This window comes from Pedobacter sp. MC2016-15, assembly GCF_026239695.1.
In the GTDB taxonomy this organism is placed as follows: Bacteria; Bacteroidota; Bacteroidia; order Sphingobacteriales; family Sphingobacteriaceae; genus Pedobacter.
Map to the genome: position 1 here is coordinate 370,848 of NZ_JAPIVS010000005.1, position 24,387 is coordinate 395,234.

Annotated in this window: 18 protein-coding genes; 17 read left to right on the forward strand and 1 reads right to left on the reverse strand. The window is 47.0% G+C overall.

Annotated features, from left to right (window positions below; translation table 11 throughout):
- Position 1: 1 nt before the first annotated feature.
- From OQY15_RS16900 to OQY15_RS16925, 6 genes are all read left to right on the forward strand, one after another.
- Positions 2-628: a dienelactone hydrolase family protein gene (locus tag OQY15_RS16900; protein WP_265793062.1), complete on the forward strand. Its 627-nt coding sequence runs from the start codon at positions 2-4 to the stop codon at positions 626-628.
- Positions 629-745: 117 nt separating this feature from the next.
- Complete coding sequence (locus OQY15_RS16905) at positions 746-1,330, forward strand: pentapeptide repeat-containing protein (protein ID WP_265793063.1); 585 nt, start codon at positions 746-748, stop codon at positions 1,328-1,330.
- A gap of 68 nt (positions 1,331-1,398) precedes the next feature.
- Positions 1,399-2,436, forward strand: a complete 1,038-nt coding sequence (locus OQY15_RS16910) for a LacI family DNA-binding transcriptional regulator (protein WP_265793064.1) — start codon at positions 1,399-1,401, stop codon at positions 2,434-2,436.
- Positions 2,437-2,471: 35 nt separating this feature from the next.
- The gene (gene kduI / locus OQY15_RS16915; protein ID WP_265793065.1) at positions 2,472-3,314 is read left to right on the forward strand and encodes a 5-dehydro-4-deoxy-D-glucuronate isomerase; all 843 of its coding nucleotides are present in this window, start codon (positions 2,472-2,474) and stop codon (positions 3,312-3,314) included.
- Between the two features lie 5 nt (positions 3,315-3,319).
- Complete coding sequence (locus tag OQY15_RS16920; protein ID WP_265793066.1) at positions 3,320-4,090, forward strand: SDR family oxidoreductase; 771 nt, start codon at positions 3,320-3,322, stop codon at positions 4,088-4,090.
- On the forward strand, positions 4,047-5,378 hold the full coding sequence (locus tag OQY15_RS16925; RefSeq protein WP_265793067.1) for a DUF4861 family protein: 1,332 nt from the start codon (positions 4,047-4,049) through the stop codon (positions 5,376-5,378). The genes OQY15_RS16920 and OQY15_RS16925 overlap by 44 nt, the downstream gene beginning before the upstream one ends.
- Positions 5,379-5,410: 32 nt before the next feature.
- On the opposite strand, the gene OQY15_RS16930 is transcribed toward OQY15_RS16925, so the two are convergent.
- The gene (locus tag OQY15_RS16930) at positions 5,411-6,421 is read right to left on the reverse strand and encodes a LacI family DNA-binding transcriptional regulator (RefSeq protein WP_265793068.1); all 1,011 of its coding nucleotides are present in this window, start codon (positions 6,419-6,421) and stop codon (positions 5,411-5,413) included.
- A gap of 191 nt (positions 6,422-6,612) precedes the next feature.
- Between OQY15_RS16930 and OQY15_RS16935 the strand changes: the two genes are divergently transcribed.
- The 11 genes from OQY15_RS16935 (at position 6,613) to OQY15_RS16985 (ending at position 24,374) form a co-directional block, all read left to right on the forward strand.
- Complete coding sequence (locus OQY15_RS16935; RefSeq protein WP_265793069.1) at positions 6,613-8,301, forward strand: glycoside hydrolase 43 family protein; 1,689 nt, start codon at positions 6,613-6,615, stop codon at positions 8,299-8,301.
- A gap of 169 nt (positions 8,302-8,470) precedes the next feature.
- On the forward strand, positions 8,471-11,443 hold the full coding sequence (locus tag OQY15_RS16940) for a TonB-dependent receptor (protein ID WP_265793070.1): 2,973 nt from the start codon (positions 8,471-8,473) through the stop codon (positions 11,441-11,443).
- Positions 11,444-11,453: 10 nt separating this feature from the next.
- Positions 11,454-13,088 (forward strand): RagB/SusD family nutrient uptake outer membrane protein, encoded by a 1,635-nt coding sequence (locus OQY15_RS16945; RefSeq protein ID WP_265793071.1) that lies wholly within the window; start codon positions 11,454-11,456, stop codon positions 13,086-13,088.
- A 58-nt stretch (positions 13,089-13,146) separates the two neighbouring features.
- Entirely contained in the window at positions 13,147-14,631 is a 1,485-nt protein-coding gene (locus OQY15_RS16950; RefSeq protein ID WP_265793072.1) for a glycoside hydrolase family 28 protein, read from the forward strand.
- A gap of 3 nt (positions 14,632-14,634) precedes the next feature.
- Positions 14,635-16,572, forward strand: coding sequence for a glycoside hydrolase family 88 protein (locus OQY15_RS16955; RefSeq protein WP_265793073.1), 1,938 nt, complete (start codon positions 14,635-14,637; stop codon positions 16,570-16,572).
- Between the two features lie 117 nt (positions 16,573-16,689).
- Complete coding sequence (locus OQY15_RS16960) at positions 16,690-18,210, forward strand: tagaturonate reductase (RefSeq protein WP_265793074.1); 1,521 nt, start codon at positions 16,690-16,692, stop codon at positions 18,208-18,210.
- 6 nt (positions 18,211-18,216) lie between these two features.
- Positions 18,217-19,869 (forward strand): altronate dehydratase family protein, encoded by a 1,653-nt coding sequence (locus OQY15_RS16965; RefSeq protein WP_265793075.1) that lies wholly within the window; start codon positions 18,217-18,219, stop codon positions 19,867-19,869.
- A gap of 10 nt (positions 19,870-19,879) precedes the next feature.
- Positions 19,880-21,280, forward strand: a complete 1,401-nt coding sequence (uxaC, locus tag OQY15_RS16970; RefSeq protein ID WP_265793132.1) for a glucuronate isomerase — start codon at positions 19,880-19,882, stop codon at positions 21,278-21,280.
- Entirely contained in the window at positions 21,280-22,302 is a 1,023-nt protein-coding gene (locus tag OQY15_RS16975; protein WP_265793076.1) for a sugar kinase, read from the forward strand. The genes uxaC and OQY15_RS16975 overlap by 1 nt, the downstream gene beginning before the upstream one ends.
- Positions 22,292-22,957, forward strand: a complete 666-nt coding sequence (locus OQY15_RS16980; RefSeq protein ID WP_265793077.1) for a bifunctional 4-hydroxy-2-oxoglutarate aldolase/2-dehydro-3-deoxy-phosphogluconate aldolase — start codon at positions 22,292-22,294, stop codon at positions 22,955-22,957. Before OQY15_RS16975 ends, OQY15_RS16980 begins: the two co-directional genes overlap by 11 nt.
- Before the next feature lie 49 nt (positions 22,958-23,006).
- Positions 23,007-24,374 carry an MFS transporter gene (locus OQY15_RS16985; RefSeq protein WP_265793078.1) on the forward strand — a complete coding sequence of 456 codons (1,368 nt, stop codon included), beginning with the start codon at positions 23,007-23,009 and terminating at the stop codon, positions 24,372-24,374.
- Positions 24,375-24,387: the final 13 nt, after the last annotated feature.

Genomic DNA, 24,387 nt, shown 5'->3' on the forward strand with positions numbered 1-24,387 from the left:
CATGTATCAACATTCAAAAAATATCATCACTGCAGGAGTACCTGTAGAAAATGCTAAAAGCGCCCTTGTCATGATTCATGGCAGGGGGGCTTCGGCCCAAAGTATCATCTCCCTGAGCAGCCATCTGGATCTGAAAGATGTAGCGATATGTGCCCCGCAGGCCACTAACCACAGCTGGTACCCTACGAGTTTCATTGCGCCTGTTGAAGAAAACCAGCCCGCCCTGGATTCAGCATTGGAAATCATCGGAGAGCTGGTAGAGGATATCATCAAAGCAGGTATTCCTGAAGAGAAAATCTACTTCCTCGGTTTCTCACAGGGGGCCTGTCTCACGCTGGAGTATGTCACCCGCAACGCGATGAAATACGGAGGAGTGATTGCCTTTACCGGCGGACTGATCGGGGAGGAGCTCAACCTGGAAAACTATAAGGGCGACTTCGCAGAAACTACGATCCTGATTACTACCGGAGATCCTGATGCCCATGTGCCAGTGCGCAGAGTCAGAGAAAGTGCTGCCATCCAGGAAAAGATGAATGGAAAGATGCATGTCGTCGTTTATCCCGGCAGACCACACACCATTACCAATGAGGAAATCGCAATCGCTAAGGACCTGTTTTTCAAAATATAAAAAGATGATGATCAAGTTATGGCTGTCCCTCAGGGACAATTTAATCGGCTATTACGTTTCATTGCATTTTAAAATGTATTAGATTTACGCCCCTAAACGGGATAAATCTATTACATTTTGAGTACAGCAGACGAACCAATTTCGCATTACAACAAACGTTTTGAAAACATCAACTATGAGGATAAACACCTTGTGGGCAGGTATTTCGATAACTGTGTTTTTTATAAATCCACCATCAAAGGCTGTCTGTTTGACGACTGTACTTTTAACAAATGCACCTTTGAGGAAACCGATCTATCGCTGATCAAATTGAAGGAAACATACATCAGTGATTGTTCACTCATCAATTGTAAAGCGATAGGGATCCTCTGGTATGACACGCAAAATCCATTTTCGCTGCAGGCCAAAGGGTCTATCATCAGCTACTCCAGCTTCTTTGGAAAAAACCTGAAAAAAATAAAGCTCCTGAACTGCGTGGCCCGCGAAGTAGATTTTACCGGATGTAATATGGCCAATGCCGATTTAACGGGTACCGACCTGATGGGGGCAACGTTCTCTGATACTGATCTCCGGATGGCGAACTTTACAGGCGCTCAGAATTACCATATCGATCCCTCAGGAAATAAGATCAAGGGTGCGATTTTTCAGCTTCCGGCAGCGATTTCCTTCCTCGATAGTCTCGGCATTACCATCGTGGATTAAGCGCAAATATCAATCTTTACCGATTGTCCGTACTTTTATGAAAACGTTTTCATAAATTCGTTGAGTTCATGATTCAGCAGTTTATGAAGGATAGTCAACAGCACAATACCATTCTTGATCTCGCAGCAGCGCTGAACTTATCGCCTGCTACGGTATCCAGGGCGCTCAATAATACCTCTTACGTAAAGAAGGAGACCAAAGAGCGCGTGCTGGAAATGGCGCTGAAGCTGGGCTACCGCAAAAATAAAATGGCTGCAGGACTCAGGAACAACAAGACCAACACCATCGGACTGATCCTGCCCAAAATTTCCATGTATTTTCATGCAGAGGTAGTTACGGTTGTGCAGAATCTTTTGCACGCAAAAGGCTATAACCTCATCATCGGGCAGTCGAACGACGATCCTGGTATGGAAAAGGAACTTGCAGAAACATTTTTCTCCTCAAGGGTAGATGCGATCATTGTGTCCTGCACCCTGGAAACCGAAGATTTCAGTCCTTTCGATATCTTCTCTACACACCAGATACCCATTCTTTTCTACGACCGTGTACCGCCCGAAACATACCGGGCAAGAGTGATCAAGGGCGATGATTTTAACGGCGGTTTCCTTGCCGGCAAACATTTGGTGGAAGCTGGTTGTAAACATATAGGAATGATCAACGGGCCAATGACATCGAACATCTACGAGGCGCGCGCCGCTGGTTTTATCGCCGCCTTGCGGATGCTCCAGGGCAAAGAAGAGCCGAAACTGTTTTTTCAGCAGCAGCTGCAAGCTGAGGAAACACGGGAGGCGCTGAAAAAGATGTTTAAAGGAAAAAGTAAACCCGACGGACTGTTTGTAACGAGCGACAGAAATGCGGTGACGGTGCTGCAATATGCAAAAGAAAATGGGATCAAAATCCCTCAGGAGCTACGCCTGGTCGGTTATTCCAACGATCCTGTCACTGCTGTCGTCAGTCCCTCCATCACTACAATAGATCAGTATCCTGCTCTGTTTGGCGAGAAACTCGTGGCAACATTGATGGAAATGATAGAAAGTCCTCCGACAGATGAGTATCAACCTGCTGTAATTACTCCCGTCAGTTTGATAGAAAGGGAGTCAGCCTAAATAAATCAATTAAATAAGCACATACAAACATTATTATGGAAAATCGTTTTGAAAGTCGTTATGCAGTAAGTCCTGTTGAAGCCAAAGGAATGGATACCGCTACATTGCGCAATAATTTCTTAATCAGCTCAATATTTGAGGCAGATCAGGTCAATCTTACCCTGTCTCATTTCGACCGCTATATCGTTGGAGGAGCAATGCCGGTGAATGGTAAACTGGGACTGCCCAATCCGGACGACCTGAAAGCGCCATATTTCCTGCACCGCCGCGAGCTGGGGATCATCAACGTTGGTGGTGATGCGATCGTTACTGCGGATGGAGAAGAGTATAAACTGGCTTACAAAGAGGCTTTATATATCGGAAAGGAAACCGCAGACGTGCAGTTTGCCTCGGCCGATCCCTCAAAACCTGCAAAGCTGTATATCAATTCCGCACCTGCACATCATAAATTCCCTACAAAGAAAGTGACTAAAGCAGAGGCTGATATCGTTGAGTTGGGCTCGCTGGAAACTGCTAACCACCGCATCATCAATAAGTTGATCGTTAACAGTGTGATCGAAACCTGCCAGCTGCAAATGGGGATGACGGAATTAAAAGCGGGGAGTGTCTGGAATACGATGCCGGCACATACGCACGACAGAAGGATGGAAGCTTATTTCTATTTCGAAGTGCCTGAAAAACAAAGCATCTGCCACTTTATGGGACAACCGCAGGAGAGCAGACATATCTGGATGCAGAATGAAGAAGCTGTAATCTCGCCAAACTGGTCGATACACTCGGGAGCAGGAACCAGCAACTACACCTTCATCTGGGGTATGGCGGGCGAAAACCTGGATTACGGAGATATGGACCACTGTGCAATAAACGATTTAAAATAAGAACGATGTCAGTATTAGATACATTTAATTTACAGGGAAAAACAGCACTGGTTACAGGCTGTAAAAGAGGAATGGGTAAAGAGATGGCCATTGCACTGGCAGAAGCGGGTGCAGACATCATCGGTGTTTCTGCCAGCCTGGAGCTGGAAAACTCTGAAGTGGAACAGGCTGTAACTGCGCTGGGCAGAAAATTCACTGCCTATCAGTGTGATCTGGGTAATCGCGAAGCGCTGTATGTTTTCATCGAAAAGGTAAAGACAGCCCATCCGGTGATCGATATCCTGGTAAACAATGCCGGTACTATCCTGCGTCAGCCTGCGGCAGAACATACCGATGCGTACTGGGATGAAGTGATCAATGTGAACCAAACCGCACCATTTATCCTGACGCGGGAGATAGGCAAGGGAATGATTGCTGCCGGAGGCGGAAAGATCATTTTTACAGCTTCCCTGCTTTCTTTTCAGGGAGGAATCAACGTTCCAGGATATGCCGCAAGTAAAGGTGCGATCGCATCCCTGACCAAGGCTTTTGCCAACGAATGGGCATCCAAAGGCATCAATGTCAACGCTATTGTACCGGGATACATCTCTACCGACAATACTACTGCGCTGAGAGCCGATGAAAACCGTAGCCGCTCTATACTGGAGCGTATCCCTGCAGGACGCTGGGGAGAACCTGAGGACTTCAAAGGACCTGTATTGTTCCTGAGTTCAAAAGCTTCGGATTATATTCATGGCACATTACTCACCGTTGATGGTGGGTGGATGGGCCGCTAAAAAAATGCTGATGAAGGGATTTCAAAAAGGAGTGTTCATGCTGTTGCTCGGATGTGGCAGTATGAACGCAAGCGCCCAGCAGATCATCATTCAGTTGAAAAACCAGCTGCCTGTAGCGCGCAAAAATGAGCTGATTGAACTCGATCGTTCCTTTCTGGAAAAGAGACTGGGCAAGCTTTCAGAAGATGTACCGCTGGAGATTATAGGACGTAAAGCCCCTGGTGCGGTTCAGTTTGACGATCTTGACGGTGATGGCAAATGGGAAAAAGCTGTGCTGCTTTGTGATTTCAAAGCCCGGGAAACAGTAAAACTGAAACTCGCCCTAACCGGCGATATCGTTGTTTCCGCTGGGGTGCTGGCCCATGTACGGCAGCGTCGTAAGCGCTATGATGACTCGTTCGGAAAAGACTTGCTGGCGGATACCGTCCCGGCAGGTCAGCCAAATACTGATTTTACGAAGGTCAAACTTCCGCCATTCCTTACCGAAGGGCCAGGCTGGGAGAATGATAAAGTGGGCTTCAGGATCTACATGGATGTCAGGAACATCAAGGATATATGGGGTAAAACCACGTCCGCAATGATGATGGACACGGTAGGAGTAGACCCCAGCAATGTCTATCACCACCTGGCACCCTGGGGAATGGATATCCTTGCCGTAGGCAAATCACTGGGGGCGGGTTCGCTGGCTCTCAGCGTACCAGTTGCCGGGAAAGCCGATACCCTGGTCAGATTAGGAGGGATTCATATGGGTAAGATCATTTACAGGAGAATTGCGGATGGCCCGGTACGTGCGGTTTTTCAGATGCAATATCCTGCCTGGAATGTCCTTGGAAATGGAAAACTGACAAGTCTCACCGAGCAGATCAGCATCTGGGGCGGGCAGTACTTTTACGAGAGTAAAGTATCCCTGAAAAATGCGCCTCCAGGTGCCCGACTGGTGACTGGCATTGTGAACCTGAAAAGCAAAAAGGCAGTACGTGATAGCATCAGCAACCCCTCCGTCCTTTATACTTTTGACCAGCAGAGTGAAAACAATGACAATCTGGGAATGGCAGTGATGTTGAAAAAAACGGACCTGATCGCATTCGGGCAAGCGCCAAATGCTGGAAGTGATATTCTGAATACTTACACCGTGAAAATGAAATTACCTGCCGCAAAGCAAAGTGTCTCCTTCCGTTATTATGCGGCCTGGGAACATTCTGATCCGGCTTTTTCTGCTGAAGGAGGGTTTAAGAAATTTCTCGGCAATCAGGCGAAGGCATACAACAGCCCGATCCTGATCAAATAAAAATATGATCTGCTTTTCAGAAGCAGGTCATATTACCTGATATATAACCTGGTATGCAGGATTTCCCTGTCGAACTCTGTGACAGGAAACTTGGCTTCGATCAGTTCCAGCAGCTTTTCTGTCGCCAACTGCCCCATGTCAAAAGCGGGCTGAAATACCGATGTAATAGGAGGGTTGAACAGATCCAGCACATCCGAATTACTGAATCCGGCAATAGCGATCATGGTAGGGTTCAGCATATTCAGCTTTTTCAGGACATGCATGCAGCCCATCGTCAGACGGTCTCCGGCGACGAAGATGGCATCAGGTTTATCCTGAAGACTCAGCAATTCCTTTACGGCAGTTTCTACCTCATCCTGTATCATTCCGCCATGCGGACAATTCTTAATGTGTTCAGGATTAATGGATAATCCATTTTCATGTAAAGCTTGTGTATATCCTGTTAAGCGCTCGATGCTGATGGAAAGATGTCCTGAGCTGGAGATATGTGCGATCTTTTTAAACCCGGACTGGATCAGATGATTAGTCGCTTCGTATGCCCCTTGTGCGTTATCGGCAATGACTTTGTAGGTATTGATGCGTTCCGGTACCCGGTCGAAAAACACAATGGGCAGACCGCGCTCATGTAGTTGTTCCAGGTGGCTTACATCATTTGTTTCCGCAGAAAGGGAGATCAGCAAGCCGTCTACCGAGCGGGATGCCAGGTGCTGAACATTGGTTCGCTCTCGTTCAACAGATTCATGGGTTTGGGTGATGATCACCGTATAACCGCGGCTGTTTGCTATAGACTCTATTCCATTGATGGCCTGTGAAAAATAGTGGTTTGCCACCTCACTGACCACAATACCGATAGATTTGCTCCTCCGTTCCTTTAAGCTTAAAGCATTGGGATTGGGGCGGTAATTAACCTGCTGCGCATAGTCCATCACCAGCTTTTTGGTACCTGCACTGATTTCGTAACTATCTCGCAAGGCCCTTGAAACGGTAGAAGTGGACAGGTTCAGGGCCCGGGCAATATCTTTTATGGTAGAGCTCTCAAACATTTGGTTAAACTGGGTCGACTTTTGGTCGGTAATAGGGTTGGACTTTACAAGTTTAATGAAATAATTTGAATTTTGATGAAACTCAAAATGTTTTCGGCAACGTTTGCGTAAATTAATACGGCTCCTGAAAATCTTTCTGCCAAAAAACTGCTTAGAATTGCAGCAGACACTCCAAAAACCAAATAATCTGTATGACAATGCATCGCTCGTTCCCTTACGTTAGCAGGAAATTCCTGTTCCAGCTCTCTCTTCCGACGCTATTTTTCAGTACCACCCTCGCCCAGCAAAAGCCGCTGCAGCAGCAGTCTTCCTCTAACACAATTTCAAAAGTTTGGGTATCAGACCTGGGTAATGGCAAATTCAAAAACCCTGTACTCAATGCAGATTATTCCGATCCTGACGCCATTCGCGTAGGTGACGATTACTATATGATATCCTCCAGTTTTGATGGAATCCCTGGTTTACCGATCCTGCATTCCAAAGATCTGGTGAACTGGACAATTCTTTCGCATGCCTTAACACGGCAGCCACCGTTTGAGCATTTTTCGAAAACACAGCATGGTAATGGTGTTTGGGCACCAGCCATCCGTTACCATAACGGCGAATATTATATCTATTACCCGGATCCTGATTTCGGAATTTACCTGATTAAAGCTACAGACCCTGCGGGGAAATGGTCTAAACCACTGCTGGTTGCTCCGGGAAAAGGTCTGATTGATCCATGTCCGCTTTGGGATACAGATGGCCGCGTCTATCTCGCACATGCCTATGCGGGCAGTCGCGCAGGGATAAAAAGCGTGATTACGATTAAGGAACTGAATAAAGCGGGCGATAAAGTGCTCGATCAGGGGGTAATCGTATATGACGGTCATGAAAGTGATCCTACACTCGAAGGACCAAAATTTTATAAAAGAAACGGATTCTACTACCTCTTTGCTCCGGCAGGTGGGGTCGCAACAGGCTGGCAGATCGTGCTGCGCTCGAAGAACCTGTACGGGCCTTATGAAAGGAAAATCGTAATGGCACAGGGTAAATCCGATACCAATGGTCCGCATCAGGGCGCATGGGTAGATACCAAAACCGGAGAAGACTGGTTCCTGCATTTCCAGGATAAATATGCCTATGGCAGGGTGGTACATCTGCAACCGATGAAGTGGGTTAACGACTGGCCGGTTATCGGAACAGATGCCGACGGAGATGGTACCGGAGAGCCGGTTGCTGTCTATAAAAAGCCGAATGTGGGCAAGGTTTATCCGGTAGCGACACCTGCAGAAAGCGATGAGTTCAATACCGTAAAACTGGGACTGCAATGGCAGTGGCAGGCAAATCCTGAAGGTACCTGGTCATTCATGAACAGTGCCGCAGGAACGCTCAGGCTCTACACGATGAAGGTACCGGATTCAGCGAAAAACTACTGGGATGTACCCAATATCCTGTTGCAGAAAACACCGGCCGATGAATTTATGGCCACCACAAAAATCAAGTTTAGTCCTAATCCGAAACTCGAGAATGAGAAAGCAGGATTGATTGTTATGGGCCAGAGTTATGCCGGTATTGCCTTCAAAAGCAGCAGCAAAGGTTTGTCGCTCGTCTACCTCTTATGCAAAAATGCAAAACAGGGAAAATCTGAAACAGAAAAAGAACTGCTTGATATCAAACAGAAAGAAGTTTATTTCAGAGTTAAAGTTCAGAAGGGCGAAATCTGCCAGTTCAGCTATAGTCTGGACGGCCAAAAATTTACTGATGCCGGAGCGCCTTTCCAGGCTGAGGCCGGTCTCTGGATCGGTGCTAAACTCGGGCTCTTTGCTACCAGGATTACACAAATCAACGATAGCGGATACGCCGATGTGGATTGGTTCAGGGTAGAACCGCTGCAGTAAAACGTTTATGCAAGCGTTGCCGGGAACGTTTGCACATTTATTTTCCCCCGGTTTACAGAGATTAAACTTTAAAACTTTGTAGACTTGCCTAATACAGGTAATGATAAATTCTTTGTCCCGAAAGAAACACAGGATTTATCATTCACCAATGCATTCTAACCAAATCCGTATGAACAAATTTTATCTTCTAATGGCTGCATTGTGTCTGCTCGTAAGCAGTATCGCAACAGCCCAAAATCGCACCATTTCCGGCCGCGTGGCCGATGGGAAGAACGGGGAAACACTGATCGGCGTAAGCATTAAGGTCAAGGGTAGTACCCAGGGAACAAGTACAGATTCTAAGGGAAACTTTAAGTTGAACATCCCTGCCGGCAATAATGCGGTGGTGCTGACGGTCAACTATGTGGGTTATGTGACCCGCGAAATCCCTGTAGGAAATCAAACTAACATCAACGTCGATTTAACCTCCAACGAGACGGCCCTTACAGAGGTGGTAGTGATCGGTTATGGAACTGTGAAAAAGAGAGATCTCACAGGATCTGTAGTTTCCGTAAAAGGGGAGGACATCGCGAAGGTGCCTACCGCAAATCCACTGGAATCTATCCAGGGTAAGGTTCCTGGGGTGGATGTTACGCGTAACAGCGGGGCAGCCTCTTCAGGCGTTTCCATCAACATCCGCGGTACGCGTTCTATTTCTGCTGCAAATGGTCCCTTAATCATCGTAGACGGGGTACAGTACCCGAGTCTGCAGGATATCAGTTCCAATGATATCGCTTCTATGGAGGTACTCAAGGATGCATCCTCAACGGCCATTTATGGTTCCAGGGGTGCCAACGGAGTTATCTTAGTGACTACAAAAAAGGGTGTTGCCGGAAAAGCTGACATCACATTTAACTCTTACTATGGTATTTCCAATGTTGCCAGATATCCTTCGGTCCTGGATGGAGATCAGTACATTCAACTGCGCCGTGAAGCTTACCGCACTACGGGAAACTGGGCCTCGCCCGCAGATGATGCTGCTATCTTCAATTCGGCAGAGCTTGCCGCCGTACAGAACAGGGACTTTGTAAACTACCAGGACCTGCTCATACATAACGGCCATCAGCAGGATTACCAGTTGGGTGTACGTGCAGGATCAGAAACTACAAAAGCTTATTTTTCACTGGATTACCTTGATGAAAAAGGAATTGTAAAACTCGACAGGTCGAAACGTTATACCGCACGTCTGAATCTGGATCAGTCGATCGGTAAATATTTCAGCACAGGGATGCAGGGGCAGTTTACGCATTATGAAGTGGATAACCGCCGCGATCCCCTCAACCAGGGAAACAAGGTGAGTCCGCTGGGACGGGTTTATGACGATCAGGGTAACTTCATCGTGTATCCTTTGCAGGGAACATTTGTCAACCCACTGGCAGATGAGCAGCCAGATGTATATGCAAATCAGTCTGTAATCAACAGGACGCTCATTTCTGCGTACATGGAGCTGAAACCTTTTAAAGGACTGGTAGCGCGCTCTAACTTTGGGGTTAACCTGAATACCAACAGGGCAGGTACTTATTCAGACCGCTATTCGATCGATAGAAATGGCTCAGTGCCAAAAGCAACGTACAGTGCTGCGAACAGTCACCTGATCAACATTGAAAACTTTATCACCTATAATAAGGAAATTAAAGATCATTCCTTCACCCTGACGGGAATCAACAGTTTGCTGTATAACCGATCTGATAATATCGCGGCCTCAGGAGAAAACCAATTGCTGAAATCACAGCTTTTCTACGGTCTCGGCAATACGCAGAACCAGGCTGTAACTACCGCTTACTCGATGAGTAACCTGGTTTCTTTCGCAGGTAGGTTAAACTATGCCTATAAAGGAAAATACCTCCTGACAGCGACGGGCCGTACTGATGGTTCCTCGAAACTTGCGGAGGGCAACAAATGGGCATTCTTCCCATCAGCAGCTGTGGCATGGAGGATCAGTGATGAGGATTTCCTGAAGGACAGCAAGGTGGTGAGTGACCTGAAACTGAAATTTAGTTATGGTGTTGCCGGTAGTGATAACATCGATCCGTATTCTACGCAGAGCAGCCTGACCAGGATTGCCTTTGCCTATGATGACAACTCGGCACCTGCCTACACCTATTCTCCTGCAATAGGAAACCTGGCGCTCACCTGGGAGAAGACAAAAACAAGTGATATCGGTATCGAAGCAGGTTTCTTTAAAAACAGGATTACAGCAGCGATTGATTATTATGATTCACAAACTTATGACCTGCTGCTTAAACGCAGTCTACCTCCATCAGATGGGGTGACCTCTGTCATCCAGAATATTGCCAAAACGCGCAACAAGGGTCTTGAGGTTCTGATCTCTACAAAAAATATTGACAACAGGGATTTCCAGTGGACCAGTAATATCAGCTTTTCCAGAAACAGGGAAAGGATTGTGGAGCTTGCCGGTGGAGCACAGTCCGACGTGGCGAATGCCTGGTTTGTGGGCTCGCCGATCCAGTCTTTCTATGATTACAAAAAGCTGGGTATCTGGCAGACCAATCAGGAGGCTGAGGCCGCAAGGTATGGTCAGAAACCCGGTGATATCCGCGTGGAAGACCTCAATAATGACGGCAAGATTGATGCAACAAATGACAGGATGATCGTGGGAACAAACAGACCTAAATGGACTGGTGGTTTCGAAAATACCTTCACTTATAAGTCATGGGACCTTAATGTGTATGTCTTTGCTAGAATGGGTCAAACGATTTATGCCGACTTCCTGAGACGATATAACCCGCAGGGTATTGAAAATACTGCCCAGGTGATCAACTACTGGACGCCGGAAAATCCAAGCAACGATTACCCTCGTCCCAATAAAAACCTTTCACTGGCTTCCATGCTGTATTCAAGCTCGCTGGGTTATGTGGACGGCTCTTTTGTGAGGCTCAGAAACATCACCCTTGGGTACAAAGTGCCAAAGGCGATATTGGAAAAAACTTTTGTAAGGAGCATCAGGGTGTATGCAACAGCAAGAAACCCTTTCACCTACACCAAATCGAGTAAACTGAAAGAATATGATCCTGAGCGCGGCGGTTCTGAGAACGGACCTATGACCAAGCTGTATACTTTCGGACTGAACGCTAATTTTTAACTGATTGACCATGAGAAATTTTATTTATAAAGGACTGATCATTTTTGCCGGGATAACCGCACTGGCTTCCTGCAAGAAGGATCTGATTGAGAAAAACCCTTCGGGAATTACTGCTGAAAGTGTATTCACCACGCCTGCGGGTTTCGAATCACTGGTAAATGCTGCTTATTCTTACCAGCGCTGGTGGTATGGCAAAGAAGAAGGATACAGTTTATCTGAAATGGGTACTGATATTTGGGCGAGTGGTGCCGGAGATGTCACAACGGATCTTACAAATTATATCAACCTGCAGGGTACCAATGGTGCGATCACCACTGAATGGCAGGCGCTATACGCAGCAGTAAACCTCTGTAATGCAGGAGTGAACAAAATTGCTGGTGCAGGTTTGTCGCCCACCGTTCGTCCGGTAAGGGAAGCTGAACTAAGGTTCCTCAGGGCTTTCTATTACTGGCATATCGTAGAGGCCTGGGGCGGAGTACATTTTACGCTGCAGGAAACACAGGGTGTAATTACAACTGCAAACAAAACTCCTGTAGAAACTTTCAATAAACAGATTGTAGATGATCTGCTATTTGCTGTAGCTAATCTGCCTGCAACAACAACAGATTATGGCAGGGTGACCAAACCGGCAGCGCAGGCTTTTCTCGCCCGCATGTATCTCACACAAAAGAAAAATGCCGAAGCAAGGGATATGGCGCTCGCAGTAATTAATGGAGGGTATGGTTTTACGCTGCTGCCTGCCTATGCAGATCTCTGGAAAATGGCCAATCTCAAAAACCGGGAAGTGGTATACGCGGTGAATTATTCCACCAACCTGATCCAGAATGATTTGAGGGACGATATCCTGAACCCGCTGGGACATAGCCGCGGCAGTAATAATGGTCACCTGATGTTCGCCATGAAGTATGACGACCAGCCCGCGATGATCAGGGATATCCTCAATGGAAGACCTTTTAACCGTTATATGCCAACCCGTTTCCTGCTGGATCTGTACAGTGCCAGTGATTCGAGATACGAAGGTTCCTTTAAAACCGCATGGCTGGCAAACAGCACGATTCGTCCTGCGGGAATGCGACTGGGTGATACTGCGATCCTGGCCAGTAAGGCCGTGGTGCCGGCAAGCGGAAAACTATATAAGATTTATGACAGAAATGCGGTGTATAATGCCAATGGTACTGTTAAAGATCAGCTGCATTTTGTCACACTGAGTAAGTTTGACGACCCAACCCGTACCAGTGCGAATGAAGCCCAGAGCGCACGTGATGTGTTTGTGATTCGCTTCGCGGAATTGTACCTCATTGCTGCCGAAGCGGAGTTTAACCTGGGAAATCCCGGAGCAGCGGCAACCTACCTGAACGTGGTAAGAACAAGGGCTGCAAAGCCTGGAATGGTTGCTGCGATGCAGGTGACAGGGGCTCAGGTTACCCTGGACTTTATCCTGGATGAACGTGCCCGCGAGTTTGCCGGGGAGCAGATCAGGTGGTTCGACCTTAAGAGATCCGGTAAGCTGCTGGAGCGTGTGAAAACGTACAATCCAAATGCGGTCGCGATACAGGATTTCAACCTTGTAAGGCCTATTCCAAGGGCGCAGGTGGATGCTGTAACCAATAAAGATGAATTTAAGCAAAATCCTGGGTATCAATAATGCTACTGTTGAGGGGGCTGATTTTTGCCTCCTCATTTCCTATATTTAACCATCAAATATGAACAAATTGAACTTTTTACGCCAAACCGTTTTTTCAACGCTGATCCTCGTGTCTGCCTCGCAGGCCATCGCTCAAGTGAAGCCTTATTCTTTTGATCACCTTCCGGAAGTAAAGGAAACAAAATTCAAAACTGATACGATTCGTATTACTTCCTTCGGAGCTAAAAATGATGGAGTCACTTTAAACACAAAAAGTATCAATGATGCAATTGCCGCTGCCAGCAAGAAGGGCGGTGGTGTGGTGGTCATCCCCGCAGGACTCTGGTTAACAGGTCCGGTGGTGCTGCTCAGCAACGTAAACCTGCACCTGCAGAAGAATGCGCTGCTGCAGTTTACCAAAGACTTTAGCCAGTATAAACTGGTGAAGGGCGACTGGGAGGGGATTCCTCAGATGAGAAATCAATCGCCTATATCTGCTAATGATGCTGAGAATATCGCGATTACCGGTGAAGGGATTGTCGACGGAAACGGCGACGCCTGGAGGATGGTGAAAAAAGATAAGATGACGGAGAGCCAGTGGAACAAGATCGTGGCCTCTGGCGGTACAGTCATCCCGGAAAAGAAAATGTGGTATCCCTCAGAACAATCGGCCAAAGGCTCGATGCTCAAAAATGCCGGAGCGATCTCACCGGAGAAAACACCGGAGTTTTATGCTTCTGTAAAGGACTTCCTGAGACCAAACCTGGTGGTGCTGAACAACTGTAAACGGGTACTGCTGGAAGGGGTAACCTTTCAGAACTCACCTGCATGGAACCTCCATCCGCTGCTTTGCGAAGACCTGATTGTGAGGAACGTATATGCGAAAAACCCATGGTATGCGGCCAATGGCGACGGAATAGATATTGAGTCCTGCAAAAATGTGCTCGTAGAAGGCAGTACTTTCGACGTAGGTGATGACGGCATCTGTATCAAGTCGGGCCGTGATGCCGCAGGGCGTAAACGCGGTCTGCCAACAAAAAATGTAATTATCCGCAACAGCACAGTTTATCATGCCCATGGTGGGGTGGTGATCGGCAGTGAAATGTCTGGTGGTGCAAACAATATTTTTATCTACGATTGTTCTTTTATCGGCACTGATATCGGACTCCGGTTTAAAACTACCCGCGGTCGCGGTGGTGTTGTAGAAGCGATCTACGCCAAAGACATCGTGATGAAAGATATTGTAGGGGAGGCGATCCTTTTTGATATGTACTATGCTGCGCAGGACCCGATTGCCTTGAAAGGTGAAAAAAGGGATGCCCCAAAAGTGGTTAAATATCCGGTTTCCGAGGAGACGCCGATCTTCAGGGATTTCCATATCAGCAATGTGGTATGTGACGGTGCCAAAAGAGCGGTATTCATCCGCGGACTTCCGGAGTTAAATATCAGCGATATCTTCCTTGAGAATCTGACCATACAGGCTCAGGAAGGGGTGGAAATCCAGGAAGCCAAAAATGTACAGCAGAAAAACGTAAAAATCATATTGACAGGAAATAAAAAATAAGACATGATGAACTACTTGAAATTTACAGCAGTTTGCCTGGTGACAACCTTTGCAGGCACAGTGAATGTAAGTCGGGCGCAAACCCAGCCTTTATCCGAGCAGATGTCGGCCACAGTGATGGACATCTGGAAAGACTCCCTGTCCATGGGCGGTAATCCGGTACGCTGGTCCTACGACCAGGGGGTGATCCTGGAAGGCATCGACGCCGTTTGGCGCCGCACCGGCAATGCAGATTACTTCAGGTATATGCAGAAAAGTATGGATCATTTTGTGACTGCCGATGGCAATATCAGAACCTACACGCAGGATTCACATAATATTGATAATATCAAAAACGGCCGCTCGCTGTTAACGCTGTACAAAGTGACAGGCCAGCAGAAATATTTCAAAGCGGCTACCATATTGTGGGAGCAGCTGAAAACGCAGCCCCGGACCAAAGAAGGTGGTTTCTGGCATAAAAAGATCTATCCTAACCAGATGTGGCTGGATGGTCTGTACATGGGTGAGCCTTTTTATGCGGAATATGCGGCGCTGATTAAAGATGAAAAGGCTTTTGACGACATCGCCAACCAGTTTATCTATATGGAAAACCATTCCAGGGATGCAAAAACGGGTTTGATGTACCATGGCTGGGACGAATCCAAAGAACAGCAATGGGCAGATCCAAAAACAGGTACTTCTCCTCATTTCTGGGGCAGGGCCATGGGCTGGTATGCAATGGCATTGGTAGATGTGCTGGACAATTTTCCTGAAACACATCCCAAAAGAAAAGAGCTGCTGGCGATCTTATCACGCGTAGCGAAGGCTGCAAAAGACTACCAGGATCCAAAATCCGGTGTCTGGTATGACATCCTGAATCTGCCGGACAGAAAGCCGAATTACCTGGAATCCTCGGCCTCGGCAATGTTTGTTTATGCGCTGCAGAAAGGTGTAAGAAAAGGATATCTGCCGCTGAGCTATGCTGCGGTAGCAAAAAAGGGTTATGAGGGAATGAAAAAGGAGTTTGTAGAACAACGCAGTGCCGGCAAGATCAACCTGAAAGGCACGGTGACAGTTTCCGGCCTGGGAGGTAAACCTTACCGTGATGGCTCGTTCGATTACTATATGCGGGAGAAGGTGATCACCAATGACGGTAAAGGTGTAGGTGCATTTATCCTTGCCGCCAATGAAATGGAGCTCGCAGAAATTCCGAAAAAGGGAATGGGCAAAACGGTGATGCTGGATTACTTCTTTAACAGTGAAACAAAAAAAGACCAGAGTGGAAACGAGATCCAGTGGCACTATAAATGGGAAGAGATGAGCAACGGAGGGTTTTCTCTCTGGGGCGAAATCTTTACACAGAGGGGCTTTAAACTGAAGAGTTTGCCTGTGGCGCCAACAGCAGCGAACCTGAAGGATGCCTCGGTGTATATCATCGTGGATCCTGATATCGAAAAGGAAAATCCTAAACCGAACTTTATTGGTGCTGCACATATCGCAGCGATTACGGACTGGGTAAAAGCTGGTGGGGTGCTGGTGATCATGGCTAATGACACGGGAAATGTGGAGCTGGACCATCTTAATGAACTGAGCTCAAAGTTTGGCATCAGCTTTAACAAAGACAGCAAAAACAGGGTGACAGGGAGTAAATTTGAAATGGGCAGCCTGATGATCCCTGCTTCAAATGCGATCTTTAAAAACACCAAACAGATTTATGTAAAGGAATATAGCACACTGGCACTGAAGGCGCCGGCAAAATCCGTTCTGCAGGACAAAGAAGGTAATGCGGTGATGGCAGTTGCGAAATTGGGCAAAGGGACGGTGTATGCGATAGGCGACCCATGGCTGTACGACGAGTATACTGATGGCAGGAAAATTCCCGCAGAATTTGAAAACTTTCAGGCCGCTGTAGATCTCACCAACTGGATTGCAGCGCAGATTCCTGCAGGCAGTAAAAAGTAGAAAAATCTCAATTTCCAATGTTACGATAACGATTGCGTAGATTATTGCAACCATCTTGAGGTTATTATTTCTATTTAATCGTTAGAATTGCTGTCAAGCAAATATTTGATCTGTTACATGATACTATCTAAAGAAAATTTAAAAAGCATAGATACTGCTAAAGTTATTGTTCCTGCTGAGGCTTTATTTGGTCTTCCAGAAAAAGTTTTACAGTTTGGAACTGGTGTCTTACTACGTGGGCTTCCTGACTACTTCGTAGATAAAGCAAACAGACAGGGGATTTTTAATGGTCGCATTGTGATCGTTAAATCAACCGGTAACGGTGATACTGCTGATTTTGATAACCAGGACAGCTTATATACAATTGGTGTCCGTGGTATTGAAGAGGGAAAAAATGTTGAGGAGAACATTGTTTCTTCTGCGATCTCAAGGGTAATCTCGGCAGAGCAGGACTGGGCAGCGATACTGGAAGTAGCAAAAAGTCCTGAGCTGAAAATTGTGGTTTCCAATACTACTGAGGTGGGTATCCAGCTGGTAAATGAACCTGTAACGGGCAATCCTCCGGCTTCTTTTCCGGCTAAACTACTTGCGGCACTATATGAAAGATATAAAGTTCTCGGCAACACTGCTGATGCGGGTCTGGTGATCATTGCTACGGAACTGATTCCTGAAAATGGCAAGAAACTGGAAGCCATCGTTTACGAACTGGCAACCTATAATAAACTGGAGGATGAATTTATCAGCTGGTCGAAGGCCAACAACATCTTCTGTAATTCGCTCGTAGACCGTATTGTTCCGGGAAAACCTGATGCTGCAAAACTTGCTGAACTGGAAACTGAACTGGGCTACGAAGACCAGCTGCTCATCCTTGCCGAACCCTATCGCCTATGGGCTGTGGAAGGCAACCAAAAGGTCTCTGAAACATTGAGTTTTATGCAGGCGGATAAAGGGCTGATCGTAAAACCGGATATTGAGATCTACCGCGAGCTGAAGGTGCGCCTGCTGAACGGTACGCATACTTTAACCTCGGGAATCGCTTGTTTGTCGGGCATAGACACGGTGAAGAATGGTATGGACAATGCTGATATCGTTAACTTTGTGGAGCAGGTGATGCGCAAGGAGATTGCCCCGGCGATCCCGTATGAGGTATCTCTGGATGAAGCGCTGGTGTTTGCAGGTACGGTGATCGACCGCTTTGCAAATCCGCATATCAAACACTTGTGGCTGAGTATCACAATGCAATATGCGATGAAGCTGAAGATCCGTGTATTACCGGTACTGTTCAATTATCATACGTTAAACAATAGTATTCCTCCGTTTATCACTTTCGGCTTTGCCGCATTCCTTCATTTTATGCGCACTTCAAAACAGGAAGGCGGAAAGTATTATGGTTCCTATAATGGACAGGAGTATCTGATCAATGATGACAGCGCGCCGTACTTCTACGCAAAAACTACGGAAATTGATCAGGCCGACTATGTAGAAGAGGTATTAAATGATACTGAATTCTGGGGAGCGGACCTGAACGAGATTCCTGGCTTTATTGAGGTGGTACAGAATGATTACGACAACATCCTTGAAAATGGAATTACAGCAGCTTTGGAAGATCTCAACCTTAAACTGAAAGCTGTTAAATAGCACACCATGGAAAAGAAAATACTGAAGGTCCATCCCAAAGATAATGTGCTGGTGGCCCTGGTGGATCTGGCCGAAGGGGAGACGATCACTTATGGGGATGAGGTCTATATCCTGAAAGACCATGTAAAGGCAAAACATAAATTTGTAACGCAGGACCTGAGGACTGACGATCAGGTGATCATGTATGGGGTGCTGGTGGGGAAGGCGAAACTGCCGGTTCCGAAAGGAGCGGTGCTGACCACTGCCAACCTGAAGCACGCTGCAACGGGTTTCCATACGGGGGAGAATCAACTTGACTGGCATGTGCCTGATATCACGGCCTGGAAGGATAAAACTTTCAACGGCTTTCACCGTAACGACGGACAGGTGGGTACAGCCAATCACTGGCTGGTGATCCCGATGGTTTTTTGTGAGAACAGGAACCTGGATGTGATACAGGAGGCGTTGCTCAACAACCTGGGGTATGGCAGGAATGAAAACTACCAGGCACAGGCGAAAGAACTGATGGCGCTCTACGAAAAAGGAGCCAGCGTTGAGGAGATCCTCAATTCCCAAACGAGTTTCACGGAAAAAGCTGAGCCTAAAAACCGGATGTTTCCAAATGTGGACGGGATTAAATTCCTGAACCACAACGGTGGCTGTGGGGGCATCCGCCAGGATTCACAGACTTTATGTGGCCTGCTGGCGGGATATATTACACATCCCAACGTGGCCGGGGCTACGGTGCTGAGCTTGGGTTGCCAGAATGCACAGGTGAGCATCCTGATGGAAGAAATTGAAAAAAGGAGTCCTGATTTTGATAAGCCTTTATATATCCTGGATCAGCAAAAGACGGGTACGGAAGCAGATTTGCTCTCCGATGCCATCAAACAAACTTTTGCAGGCCTGATACAGGCAAACGCCAATGTGCGCCAGCCGGCACCACTGAGTAAACTGTGTATCGGTCTTGAATGTGGTGGCTCTGATGGTTTCTCGGGTCTGTCAGCGAATCCCGCAATAGGTTATACTTCAGACTTGCTGGTGGCTTTGGGCGGATCGGTGATCCTGGCAGAGTTCCCTGAACTGTGCGGGGTCGAACAGAATATTATCGACCGCTGTGTGGATCCTGCAGATGCAACGCGCTTTGCTGAGCTGATCAAAACGTATAGCGACCGTGCGACGGAAGCGGGTTCTGGTTTTGATATGAATCCCTCTCCGGGAAATATCAAAGACGGGCTGATCACTGACGCTATTAAATCTGCGGGTGCCGCCAAGAAGGGTGGTACCTCACCAGTGGTAAATGTGCTGGATTATCCTGAAAAGGTGACGAAGCCAGGGCTGAACCTGCTATGTACACCGGGCAATGATGTGGAATCTACTACTGCCGAAGTGGGCTCAGGCGCAAACATTGTTTTGTTTACGACAGGATTGGGCACGCCTACAGGAAACCCGATCGCTCCGGTGGTGAAGATCTCTACCAATACGGTACTGTACAATAAGATGAATGATATTATCGACCTTGATACTGGTTCTATCATCGCTGGTGAAGAAACTATCGAGGAAGCAGGAGCAAGAATACTGAATTATGTAATTGATGTAGCAAGCGGAAATACCACAGTAAGTGCTGTGCGTCATATCCAGGATGACTTTATCCCATGGAAACGCGGCATCTCACTTTAAAATTTTTATGATGAAACCTTTTTTAGACGAAAACTTCCTATTAAATACTCAAACTGCACAAGATCTTTATCACCAGTTTGCCAAAGACATGCCCATCATCGATTACCACTGCCATCTTCCGCCGGATCAGATTGCTGAGGATAAAAACTTTGAAAACCTGACGCAGGTGTGGTTATATGGTGATCATTACAAATGGCGGGCAATGCGTGCCAATGGGGTATCTGAAGATTATATCACGGGCAACAAAAGCGACTGGGAGAAATTTGAGAAATGGGCAGAAACCGTGCCTTACACGCTGCGTAACCCTTTATACCACTGGACTCACCTGGAGCTACAAAGATATTTTGATATCTATGATGTGCTTTCACCAGCCACGGCAAAGAAGATCTACGATGAGTGTACCGCAAAACTGCAGACACCGGAGTATTCCGTAAAAAACCTACTGAAAAAGATGGGTGTGGTGACCGTGGCTACGACAGATGATCCTTGTGACGATCTGGCACATCACCAGAAACTGAAAGCGGAAGGCTTTGACATCAAGATTCTGCCTGCCTTTCGTCCCGATAAGGCGATGAATGCGGATGACCTGATTGCGTTGAATGCGTATATCGCAAAACTGGAGAAGGTAGATGGCGCCGAGATCAAAACCTACAGGCAATACCTGGCTGCATTGAAACGCAGACATGATTATTTTGCAGAAAATGGTTGTGTGCTTTCTGACCACGGACTGGAGCAGCTGTATGCTGAAAACTATACTGAAGATGAAGTAGAGGCGATCTTCCTGAAGATTGGTGCCGGAGATACCTTGTCTAAACTGGAGATCCTGCAGTTTAAATCAGCGCTGCTGCATGTATTTGCGGTGTGGGATCATGAAAAAAACTGGGTACAGCAATACCATATTGGTGCGCTTAGAGATAACAACACGAGGATGCTCAAAAATCTGGGGCCAGATACAGGTCTGGATTCTATCGGTGATTTTTCACAGGGCCAGGCGCTATCCAAATTCATGAACAGGCTGGATACCAGTAACCAGCTGGCAAAAACGATTATCTATAACCTGAATCCTGCAGATAATGAGCTGATTGCAACGATGATTGGTAATTTCAATGATGGCACGATCGCGGGCAAGATCCAGTATGGATCGGCCTGGTGGTTCCTGGATCAGAAGGAAGGGATGATCAAACAGATCAACGCTTTATCAAATATGGGTCTGCTGAGCCGCTTTGTGGGTATGCTTACAGATTCAAGAAGTTTCCTGTCTTTCCCGAGACATGAATATTTTAGAAGAATATTGTGTAATTTATTAGGAGAAGATATTGAAAATGGTGAACTTCCCAACGACATAGCCTGGGTAGGTAAAATTGTACAGGACATATGTTACAATAACGCAAAATCCTATTTCAATTTCTAATGATGAGTAAAGTTTTAAGTTTCGGCGAACTGCTGTTAAGGATTTGTCCTGACTCAGCAGGAAGCTGGCTGGAGGACAACAGCTTTCCGGTTTATGTGGGTGGTGCTGAAGCCAACGTGGCGGCGGCACTGGCACTGTGGGAGATTCCTTCAGCGTACATGTCGGCCATCCCCGACAATTTTATCGCCAGGCAGCTGGTGGGTTACCTGGATGAATTAAATATTGACACCTCTGCCATCCAGTATTCTGGTGAACGTATTGGTCTCTATTTCCTGGATAAGGGAAAAGATCTGAAAAACGCCGGTGTGATCTATGATCGTAAGTACTCTTCCTTTTCTGAACTGGAAGTGGGCACGATCGACTGGGACAAGGTTTTCGAAGGGGTGAGCTGGTTTCACTTCAGCGCCATCTGTCCGGCCATTAACCAGTCGGTAGCAGATGTATGTGAAGAAGCGCTAAAGGCGGCTTCGGCAAAAGGGATTACAATCTCAATAGACCTGAACTACAGGGCTAAGCTCTGGAAATATGGGAAGGAGCCCGTAGAGGTGCTTCCTTCGCTGGTACAATACTGCGACCTGGTAATGGGCAATGTATGGGCAGCAGAGAAGATGCTGGGTATCCCAGTGTCAGAAACGCTGGTGGAAGAGCATGATAAAAGTGCCTACCTGCAGCAGTCGCAGGTGAGCTCAAAAGCGATTATGGAGCAGTTCCCGAAATGTAAATATGTGGCGAATACCTTCCGTTTTGACCATGGATCGGGTATTCAGTACTACACTACGCTATACACGGAGGATGAATTGTTTATCTCTACAGAATATGTAGCAGAGCAGATTGCGGGAAAAGTGGGCAGCGGAGATTGTTTTATGGCAGGGCTGATCTACGGCCTGTACAAGGAGCAGGAACCACAGGAAGTGGTAAACTTTGCCACGGCGGCAGCATTTGCCAAACTATTTACAGAGAGTGATTTTAATACAACAAAACTAGAAGAGATACAGGGAGTAGTTCAAAGATATGAAAACTAAGGAAACGACGTTAAAGGCGATTACAGAACAGGCACTATTGCCACTGTTCTATTATGATGATGCAGAAGTAAGCCTGGAGATTGTACGCACAATATACCGTGCGGGTGTCCGGGTGATAGAATATACCAACAGGGGCCCTGCGGCGCTGGAGAATTTCAAAATCCTGGTAGAGGCCGCTAAAACGGAAATGCCGGATTTACATGTAGGGATCGGTACAATCAAAAATGTGGAGCAGGCAGCAGATTTTATTGCTGCAGGTGCGCACTTTATCGTTTGTCCGGTGGTAGACCTGGAGATCGGTAAACTGGTGCATGAGGCGGGATTGCTGTGGATTCCGGGATGTTTCTCACCTACAGAAATTAACCTGGCTTCACAAAACGGAGCGGGACTGATCAAGTTGTTCCCTGCAAACTTACTGGGTCCGGCATTTATGTCGTCAGTGAAGGATCTTTTCCCCGGACAATTGTTTATCCCAACAGGTGGGGTGGAGATTGAGGCGGCAAACATCAGCGCCTGGTTTAAGTCGGGCGTATGTGGAGTTGGCATGGGCAGCAAGCTGATCAGCAAGGAGATATTAACAAACAAAGATTACGATACACTTTTTACATTAACAGAAAAAACATTTAAAATTATAAGTGAAACCAGGCTGAGTTAAGGATTTAACCCAGCCTGCCAACAACCTAACCTCAAACCAAATATAGACAATGAAAGAAGCTAAAATGAGCAATTACCGCTGGACAATCTGTGCGTTATTGTTTTTTGCCACTACTGTCAACTACTTAGACCGACAAGTATTGAGTCTCCTGCACCCAACGCTGGAGAAAGAATTTAACTGGACGAACAGTGATTATGCGAATATTACTTCTGTGTTTCAGTTTGTCTATGCGATATCTATGCTCTTCGCGGGCAGGATTGTAGATAAATTGGGCACGAAATGGGGGTATGCGATTTCGCTGATCGTATGGTCGGCAGGTGCGGTGATGCATGCGCTGGCGATCCCTATCGGGGAGGGCTTGTCGTCTATGCTGAGCTGGGCAGGTCTGGGGTTGATTCCGGTTTCTGTACTGGGATTCAGTGTTTCTAGGGCAGTGCTAGGAATTGGTGAGTCGGGGAATTTCCCTGCTGCCATCAAAGCTACAGCTGAGTATTTCCCAAAAAAAGAACGCTCTTTCGCAACGGGAATTTTTAACTCCGGTGCGAATATCGGGGCGGTGCTTGCGCCATTGACGGTGCCCTGGATTGCAGCGAAATGGGGCTGGGAAAGTGCTTTCATCATTGTAGGCGCCGTAGGTCTGATCTGGCTGGGATTCTGGTTCTTCTTTTATGATAAGCCTGAAAATCAAAAGAATATTACGCAGTCTGAGCTTGACTATATCAATAGCGACCGTCTGGATGATGACGGGATCGTGGAGCCGCAGAGTGCAGAAAGGGTTTCCTGGGTAAGGTTGCTGGGTTATAAGCAAACCTGGGCATTTGTCGTGGGTAAGTTTATGACAGATGGGGTATGGTGGTTTTTCCTGTTCTGGCTGCCTTCGTACCTGAAGGTGCAGTATGGCATGGTAGGTACGGATATTATGCTGCCTCTTACAGTGCTGTATAGCATGACGATGATCGGCAGTGTTGGCGGGGGATGGTTCCCGGTATATTACATGAAAAAAGGTCTGGCACCTTATGACGCAAGGATGAAAGCGATGCTGATCATTGCGCTGTTCCCACTTTTGGTATTGCTGGCACAGCCCTTCGGAGATCTCACCTTCTGGATCCCCGTGATCCTGATCGGTATCGGGACTTCCGCGCACCAGGCATGGTCTGCAAATATCTTTACTACAGTCTCAGATATGTTCCCTAAAAAAACTATTGGAACTGTGATTGGCCTGGGTGGTATGGCTGGTGGATTGGGTGGTGTGACGATCTCGAAACTGGGGGGGGCGCTTTTCGACTACTACAAATCGATGGGACATACACAAACGGGATATACTATTATGTTCGCGATCTGCGCGGTGCTCTATCTCGTGGCCTGGCTGATCATGAAATCGCTTGTACCTAAATACACGCCAATTACAGATCTGTAAACTTTAAACATAT